The following is a 1139-nucleotide window of genomic DNA, read 5'->3' as shown; positions in this document are numbered from 1 at the left end:
ACCTGGCTGATCTCCTCGCTTTGTTCGCGCGTGGCCTTGCTGATCTCGGCAATGAAGTCCGCCACGCTGCGCGCCTGGGAGACAATGTCGCCGATATTGCTCCCCGCATCGCTGACCACCAGAGAGCCGGCCTCTATGGTGGCCGTGCTGGCCTGAATCAGCGCCTTGATCTCCTTGGCAGCATCGGCGCTGCGCTGCGCCAGGGCCCTCACCTCACCGGCAACGACGGCAAACCCCCTGCCATGCTCGCCCGCACGGGCGGCCTCCACGGCCGCATTCAGCGCCAGCAAATTGGTTTGAAAGGCAATGCTGTCAATCACGCCGACGATGTCGGCAATGCGGCGGGAGTTGGCCGTGATCGACTCCATGGTGGAGACGATCTGATCCATGGACTGCCCCCCGCGCAAGGCCGCCGCGCTGGCTTCGCTGGCCAGCACACCGGCTTTTTGCGCCGTATCGGCGCTGGACTGAACCCGGGCCGTGATCTGCTCCATGGAGGCCGAGGTCTGGGCCACATTCACCGCCAGCTGCTCCGTCTGCCCGTGCAGATAGCTGTTGCCCTGCTCGATTTCGTTACAAGCCTGCTGAACATTGAGCGCCTGCTGGTTCACATCGTCCACCAGCCAGCGGAACATGAGACCGATCTGGTTGACCGTGCGCAGCGTGGTGCCGATTTCATCCGAGCGCTGCAAGTATTCCGTCTGTCGGTTGTTGCCGGTGGCCACGTTCAGCGACTGACGCTTGAGCAGCTCCAGCGGCGTGGCGAACTGGCTCTCGAGCAACAGCGTCATCACCATCAGGGCCACCGTCATGAAGGCCGCCATCGACAGGAACTGCATCTGGCTTTGAGCCAGCAGCCAGGCCCCAAGCACCAGGGCGCCCCACAAAGCCAGCGAGTTCAGGCGAATGCGCCGGCGCACCCCCATGTGCCGCCAGATCGACAGCAACTTCCCCAGCCCCTTTTTGGAGACTATGCCTTTGTGCAGCTCAGGCGCGGAACCGCCCTTGTCGTGCATGGACTCATACAGCTTTTGCGCCGCCTCGACCTCTTTGCGCTCGGGCTGGGTGCGCACCGACATATAGCCCTTGGCCTTGTCATTGCGGATGATGGGAATGGCATTGGCCCGAACCCAGTAGTG

Annotated in this window: 1 protein-coding gene; it reads right to left on the bottom strand. The window is 63.0% G+C overall.

Going from position 1 to position 1139, the window contains the following annotated elements; genetic code table 11:
* Window positions 1-1139, bottom strand: a 1139-nt coding sequence (locus EIC84_RS25820; protein ID WP_134737365.1) for a methyl-accepting chemotaxis protein, incomplete at both ends; no start/stop codon positions are given.

The organism is Comamonas sp. A23, from assembly GCF_004522605.1.
GTDB classification, from domain to species: domain Bacteria; phylum Pseudomonadota; class Gammaproteobacteria; order Burkholderiales; family Burkholderiaceae_C; genus Comamonas; species Comamonas thiooxydans.
The sequence above is the reverse complement of the archived record's forward strand: the minus strand, read 5'-3'. Positions and strand labels throughout refer to the sequence as shown.